The following is a 5606-nucleotide window of genomic DNA, read 5'->3' on the forward strand; positions in this document are numbered from 1 at the left end:
TGTTGTTTTAGAGGAAGAAGAGATTACTTATATCTACACTTTTAAGAAGGGAGATTCTTCAATTACTGCCAATGTCGCAGTATCTGATCCATTATATTTTTGTGATGTAACATTTAAAAAAGATGAGAATGACTACTTTAGCTTAAAGCCTTACCTAAAAACACTTGGTGAGAATACTGAGATGGAGCAGTTATTTGATTTTTATATGGATGAGAAGATTGATGATGAACAATATGTTCTTGGTTATCTTAATCTTTTCAAAAAATATCTTTCGGAATCAGATGTACAAATGGTTCTTTCTGGTGAGTTCTGGCCAGATGTTCCTGATGAGGAATAAGACTAGGAAGAATGGGAATGAAAACTAAACTCGGGCCTAGGCTTAAAGAAGTTTTCAACTCAATCAATCATGGTCACGGTACAATTTGGGATCTTTGCTGTGACCACGGCCTCTTAGGGCTCGCTCTACTTGAATCTGAAAAATGCCTAAAGGTAAATTTTGTAGATCAAGTTCCTTCAATTATCTCGACACTAAAAAGTAAAATCCAAGATATTGGTCTATTAAGAGAGGATCAATATGAACTTCTCTGTCTAGATGCCACTAAAGTGGAGATAGGTGCTGATGATTTGGTATGCCTTTGTGGAGTTGGTGCAGAAGAAGGGAGCCGAATTCTTTCGTCTTTATTTTCTCAACGCGAGGGAGCGAAAGCGACCTATTTAGTTTCAATTCATAATCAGGCTCCTCATATGAGAGACTTTCTTAGAAGAAGTGGATATGGGCTTGTGTCTGAGAAACTTATTTTTGATGGGAAGTGGGGATATGAGCTTCTTCTTGTTTCTAAGGAGAGTGAAATTGAAATTGATCTTACTTCTAAGAAATTCTACGATAAATCTCAGAATCAAATTGCGTCCTATTTTCAAAAGCTTTATAAGCACTATTTGTTGAAGGGCAAATCAGATTCCTTCAGCTTAGAGGTGGCTCGTGATTTAGAAGGAATTATTAGCTAACTCTTTGTTTTCACGGTTGGGCTGAACGGTAAAAAATATAGTATCAAGGCCTTTTCTTTGACTTAAATTTCTTAACGAGTTAATCAAACCCTATGAAATTAAAGAACTTTCTTATATTACTGAGCTGGCTTCTAAGTGTTGCTGCGAATGCTTATTTACCTGTTCGAATTTATTCATCTGATTCTCTCTATAAAGCAGAGGAGAAGGTTGAAGGTGCGATGCTCTTTATGAAAAAAGCACTTAAGGACTCATGTGGTATAGACCTGGATTATCAAATTCAAACTATTCGTGAGACAAAAGATCTAGGAAGCGCCTTTAATTCTACTAGTTATAGTAAACCGTATAAGACGAAGTATGGTAAAGAGGACTTCATCTACTTTCAAAAAGATTTCTATCGTTATTTAAGTAAGAACTCTCTTTTAAAGAAAAATCATGGAATCAACTTTCACTTTGTGAAAGATGTGAGTGGCCACTGTGGATTTGCTTTTCCTGATATTCAATTAGAAAAAATAAAGTCTGGTAAAATCTTTCAGGCCATGAGAAATAGTATTCTGATTTCTAAGACTGCGATAGACTGTGGTAATCGCTCTAGGCTCCTTTCACATGAAATGGCCCATCTTATGATCCAGGATAATCCAGCTCATATGTGTGATGGTGTTAAGTGTCCTGAGAGTAATATACTTTCTGTCTTCAGAGAGAAGCCTGTACCACCACCTTTCTTTGGAAATGGAATGGGAGTGAATAATGGTTTTGACATGCATCCACCTCATCAGGCTCCGGAAAAAATTCCTTCGATAGGAAAGAGATTTAATTCTCAGCAATGTCAGGCCGTTGAGAAATTTATAAGTCAATTTAATTAGCGAGATTATAATGGAAGAAACGATTGAAAATATTGTTAATAAAGTAGAGTTTTCTAAGAAACAACTTTTTGGAGAGTTTTTAGCAAGATGTATTAGTGTTAGTGATGACTCAACAAAGAGTACATATGCAGTACATGATAATATGGTTTTTAGAATAAGTGAGTTCTTTAAAGGCTTCTCGTCATTTCAAAATGAGTATGGGAAAGACAAGAAGTATCTTGCAGGTGTTGATGCTCTTATGGCCATCTGTGAAGAGCTTGCAGTTGAAATGGATAAAGAAGAGTGCTTTATTCTTTATCATCTAAGAGATCTTGGAAAGTTTAGAATGAAAGAGACAAAACTCTTTGATGAATTAAAGCCTCTTTGGCAGCGTCATAAGGAATTTGAGTTGGATAAGCAAGATTTCTCGTATGCCTTAAAGAGTCTTATGAAGAAGAGGTTTATTGAATATAGGAGAGGGAATCTCTATTTAAACCCATCTGTCATTATCAGGTACAGAACTAGAACTTAGAAACTGCTCCTCTATAGTGGGGATGAGGTTCACTCATCTCCATGAAATCATTTCTGAATTAGCACAATTTTCTCAGCTGTCTCAAATACAAGTAGGTAAATTGTTGTTTTTACATTTGAATTCTTTGTTTTTAACCCCATTTTTGTATATCAGTTTGAACAATGTCTATCTTTTGCCTAGTTTGTAAATAGCTTTTGTTTGCTAAAATGAGACAAAATCTTTAAACAAAGGCTAAGCAATGAGTTCTATCTATATGTATAACGCACTAGTTGGTGCAAAGATTGAAGAGGATAATACTGATTACTATTATTTAACTCGTCTTCTAAACTTTCGTAATGAGTATAGTTTAGGAAAGATTAAGGATGAAGAGTTTACAGATAAACTTCTCGATGTACTTAAGAGAAACCCTCGTTTTGAGAAGCTTTCGCGCTTATGTATTTCCGTTGCATATCCTCTGAGCCATAAGATTGGAGTTCTTAGTGACTGACTAACAACTGTAGACTAAGAACCTTATAGGACACAAGTTATTCTTGTTATGTAAGTCGTACGTCCTCTCTCGATTCAATTTCTACTGGAACTATCCGTGTTTATGGTGATCTTGATAAGATCATTGATGAATTTGTAGAAACTGGAAAACCTCTTCAAAGAAGTTTACATTTTTTAAATCGGATGGGTGTGAAAAGTGGAATGACAATGAGGCTCCAAAGTCGAGGGCTCAAAGGATTTCTCTTTCTCAACTCAAATGAAAAAGATTACTTTGATCACATTGAAAGAGACTATGCGACTTATATCAATCTTTTAGAATTGATTTGTCTTGAGTTTTTTAATCGAAAGACAGAAGGCTTTTTCTCGGTTAGTAACCTCGAATCTTATTTAGAGAAGTTTCCTCATTCCGAAATTCTCTCAAATTCACACTTAAAGGGTGAAGAGGGAATGTTAGGTATTTCAAAATTTGTTTCTCAGCATATGGAAGGGCAGGTAAAGATCTTTGTAAATGATAAGACTGACAAGAAATCTTGGTGCCTTGGGGGCAGATTTCATTAATTCTTGCACTGGTTTTAAAAGAATTGGGAATAAAGAAAGAGATGGCCCTTTACCTTGATCTTTTTGAAGAAAAAGATCAAATGAAGATTGCTATGGTCGCAGAAGAGTTTGAGCAAAGGATTGAAGAGCTATCATATGACCATTATAGAGCGATAAGAAAATTTGCAAAGAATATAGGTATTGATCTTATTAAGCAAAAGGGAGCAATTCTCTTTGCATTCGATGTTGATTACAATGAGAATTACTCGAAGATTGCTTATAGTACCTTTCAAGAGTGAAAGAGCTCTCGGGTTTGAGTATTGAGGGCCTTTGTAATGGCCAGATTTGTTATGATCAAGGTTAAGAAAATACAACCTAGAATCGTAATAATAGGAGTCGTTATATCAAAGGCCCAGACACCTTCAAAGAGAACTGATGAGATACCAAAACTGACGGCTAGGCTAATGATTGCCCCCACGGGCCGTCGCGAGAAAAGATATAATGGCAAACTGCCAGAGAAATTGTCTTTTAATTAATTGGAAACCTGCCCCTAATGACTTTAAAAGTCCAATATCCCATCTTCTAGAACGGGCTTGGTGATTTGCAATAGAGTAGATGACTACCATTCCCGCCAAAAGACATAGAAGTGACATGAATTTTAAGGCCCAGGCCATTTGATTCATCATAGAACTTATTCTTTCAACTAAGCTCGTCACATTAATCATTGTAATATTTGGGAGTTGGTCCACAAGCGTATCTTGAATCTTCTCCTTTGATTCTTGAGACATACTAGGAAGAGTTGCAATAAATGTCTTAGGTGCCATTTCTAGTACACCTGGTTGAAATTGGATAAAGAAGTTTGGTTGGAATGAAGTCCAGCGGATATCTCTTAATCCAATGACGACACCTTCAACAGGAATTACTTTCAATATCAAAGGTTAGTTTGTCTCCAATTTTTAAACCAAGACGACTTGCAAATCGTCGCTCTAGAGAAATCTCTGGTAACTTGTCACTCTCTATATCGTAGACGCCAGAGAAGTACTTTCCAGCATAGAGCTTTTCTGAAGCATGAAGCTTTTCTCTGTAGGAGAGGTTAAACCCTCGGTTTCTGAAACGCATTTCTCTTTGTTCTTCACGAGAAAGAGTCTTTGCTGAGGACTCCATTTCCTTTGTCGAAGTCTTTTCCATTCACTGACTTAAGCCTTGCTCTTACCATTGGTGAGAGAAGAGAGATATCGGCTCCAGAGTTCTTTACCGTAGTTTTAAAAGTTTCAAGTTGTTCCTCTTGAATATCAAAAATAAAGAGAGAGGGAACCTTTGATTTTTCAGGTGCTCTTAACTCTTGATCTAAAGATGCTTGAATTTGTTGGAATTAGATTCAGAAGTAGAGTTCCTAGTCCAATTGATATGAAGCAGGCAAAAGTTGTGAAAGTATTTCTATTAAGATCTCTTAAGGCCCAACGTAGCGCGTTTGACTTGATACTTTTAAAAAGGTTGAGCTTTGAAAAGAAGAACCATGATGTTCCTGCTAAGAGGGCCGCTGAGACAACGAAGGAGCCCATAAAGAGTGATCCGATCTGGTAAGATTTAGAGAGAATAATCGCCATGATCCAGAAAAAGAGCAGAACTGGTAATGATGTGATGATCGTTCTAAAGTTCTGCTTTATTTCAGCTTGAGATTCACTTAGTAAGATGGCCGGTCTTATATCTTTTAAGTTCGAAATAACTGGTAGGCAAATGAGAAAACTTCCTAGGGTTCCAACGAGTATTCCAAGAAGTACTGTTTGTAGATTAATTGAAAACTCTATTGGAAAGGGAAGAAGTGATTTTGTTACCTCTCCAAGTCCTGGAACAAGGATAAGTGATAAAAACAGTTGCAAGAAGTGAACTGAGGAATCCTAGTGTCATAATCTGAGTGAGATAAATCGCAATAGGACTTTTCTTTGGACATCCCAAGACTGATTAGAATGGCGATTTCCTTAATTTTCTTTTTGAAGTAGCTGCGAAAAGAGAAAAACCTGATACCAAGTGCTGCTAAAAAAGAGAGCAACAAGTGAAGTCAGCCCTAAAAAAGTCATTTAAACGAGAGAGCATTCTCGTCATTTGCTGACTTGTATTCTCATGGGTATAAACGCGAATATCTTGAGTCGGAAGACTTTTTGAAGACGCCATCTCGAAGCCTATTTAATTCTTCAGAATCATTATAA

General features: G+C 36.5%; 11 protein-coding genes. 7 read left to right on the forward strand and 4 right to left on the reverse strand.

The features are described from left to right. From M901_RS02495 to M901_RS02525, 7 genes are all read left to right on the forward strand, one after another. A partial coding sequence (locus M901_RS02495) for a hypothetical protein (RefSeq protein ID WP_021276590.1) occupies positions 1–337 on the forward strand: 337 nt, incomplete at its 5' end. A 17-nt stretch (positions 338–354) separates the two neighbouring features. Continuing rightward, on the forward strand, positions 355–1005 hold the full coding sequence (locus M901_RS02500) for a tRNA (adenine(22)-N(1))-methyltransferase TrmK (RefSeq protein WP_021276593.1): 651 nt from the start codon (positions 355–357) through the stop codon (positions 1003–1005). Positions 1006–1097: 92 nt separating this feature from the next. Next, entirely contained in the window at positions 1098–1865 is a 768-nt protein-coding gene (locus tag M901_RS02505) for a hypothetical protein (RefSeq protein WP_021276594.1), read from the forward strand. 10 nt (positions 1866–1875) lie between these two features. Beyond that, positions 1876–2376 (forward strand): hypothetical protein, encoded by a 501-nt coding sequence (locus M901_RS02510; protein WP_021276588.1) that lies wholly within the window; start codon positions 1876–1878, stop codon positions 2374–2376. Between the two features lie 238 nt (positions 2377–2614). Further along, positions 2615–2863: a hypothetical protein gene (locus M901_RS02515; protein ID WP_157679775.1), complete on the forward strand. Its 249-nt coding sequence runs from the start codon at positions 2615–2617 to the stop codon at positions 2861–2863. 188 nt (positions 2864–3051) lie between these two features. Beyond that, positions 3052–3420, forward strand: coding sequence for a hypothetical protein (locus M901_RS02520; protein ID WP_198295324.1), 369 nt, complete (start codon positions 3052–3054; stop codon positions 3418–3420). A 41-nt stretch (positions 3421–3461) separates the two neighbouring features. Then, positions 3462–3698 carry a hypothetical protein gene (locus tag M901_RS02525; protein WP_157679779.1) on the forward strand — a complete coding sequence of 79 codons (237 nt, stop codon included), beginning with the start codon at positions 3462–3464 and terminating at the stop codon, positions 3696–3698. Here the strand turns inward: M901_RS02525 and M901_RS02530 are convergent. The 4 genes from M901_RS02530 to M901_RS02545 form a co-directional block, all read right to left on the reverse strand. Beyond that, positions 3689–3877 (reverse strand): hypothetical protein, encoded by a 189-nt coding sequence (locus tag M901_RS02530; protein ID WP_021276596.1) that lies wholly within the window; start codon positions 3875–3877, stop codon positions 3689–3691. The genes M901_RS02525 and M901_RS02530 overlap by 10 nt on opposite strands. Beyond that, on the reverse strand, positions 3861–4328 hold the full coding sequence (locus M901_RS02535) for an FtsX-like permease family protein (protein ID WP_021276592.1): 468 nt from the start codon (positions 4326–4328) through the stop codon (positions 3861–3863). The genes M901_RS02530 and M901_RS02535 overlap by 17 nt, the downstream gene beginning before the upstream one ends. Further along, the gene (locus M901_RS02540) at positions 4309–4587 is read right to left on the reverse strand and encodes a hypothetical protein (RefSeq protein WP_021276587.1); all 279 of its coding nucleotides are present in this window, start codon (positions 4585–4587) and stop codon (positions 4309–4311) included. The genes M901_RS02535 and M901_RS02540 overlap by 20 nt, the downstream gene beginning before the upstream one ends. Before the next feature lie 137 nt (positions 4588–4724). Further along, complete coding sequence (locus tag M901_RS02545; protein WP_021276589.1) at positions 4725–5279, reverse strand: hypothetical protein; 555 nt, start codon at positions 5277–5279, stop codon at positions 4725–4727. Positions 5280–5606 lie beyond the last annotated feature (327 nt).

Origin of the sequence: Bacteriovorax sp. DB6_IX (assembly GCF_000447775.1) — a bacterium.
Classification (GTDB): Bacteria; Bdellovibrionota; Bacteriovoracia; order Bacteriovoracales; family Bacteriovoracaceae; genus Halobacteriovorax_A.

Excerpts from the sequence above, each read along its gene's own strand:
- M901_RS02515 (WP_157679775.1), top strand. The coding sequence starts at position 2,615 with ATGAGTTCTATCTATATGTATAACGCACTAGTTGGTGCAAAGATTGAA.
- M901_RS02505 (WP_021276594.1), top strand. The coding sequence starts at position 1,098 with ATGAAATTAAAGAACTTTCTTATATTACTGAGCTGGCTTCTAAGTGTT.
- M901_RS02510 (WP_021276588.1), top strand. The coding sequence starts at position 1,876 with ATGGAAGAAACGATTGAAAATATTGTTAATAAAGTAGAGTTTTCTAAG.
- M901_RS02500 (WP_021276593.1), top strand. The coding sequence starts at position 355 with ATGAAAACTAAACTCGGGCCTAGGCTTAAAGAAGTTTTCAACTCAATC.
- M901_RS02540 (WP_021276587.1), bottom strand. The coding sequence starts at position 4,587 with ATGGAAAAGACTTCGACAAAGGAAATGGAGTCCTCAGCAAAGACTCTT.
- M901_RS02525 (WP_157679779.1), top strand. The coding sequence starts at position 3,462 with ATGGCCCTTTACCTTGATCTTTTTGAAGAAAAAGATCAAATGAAGATT.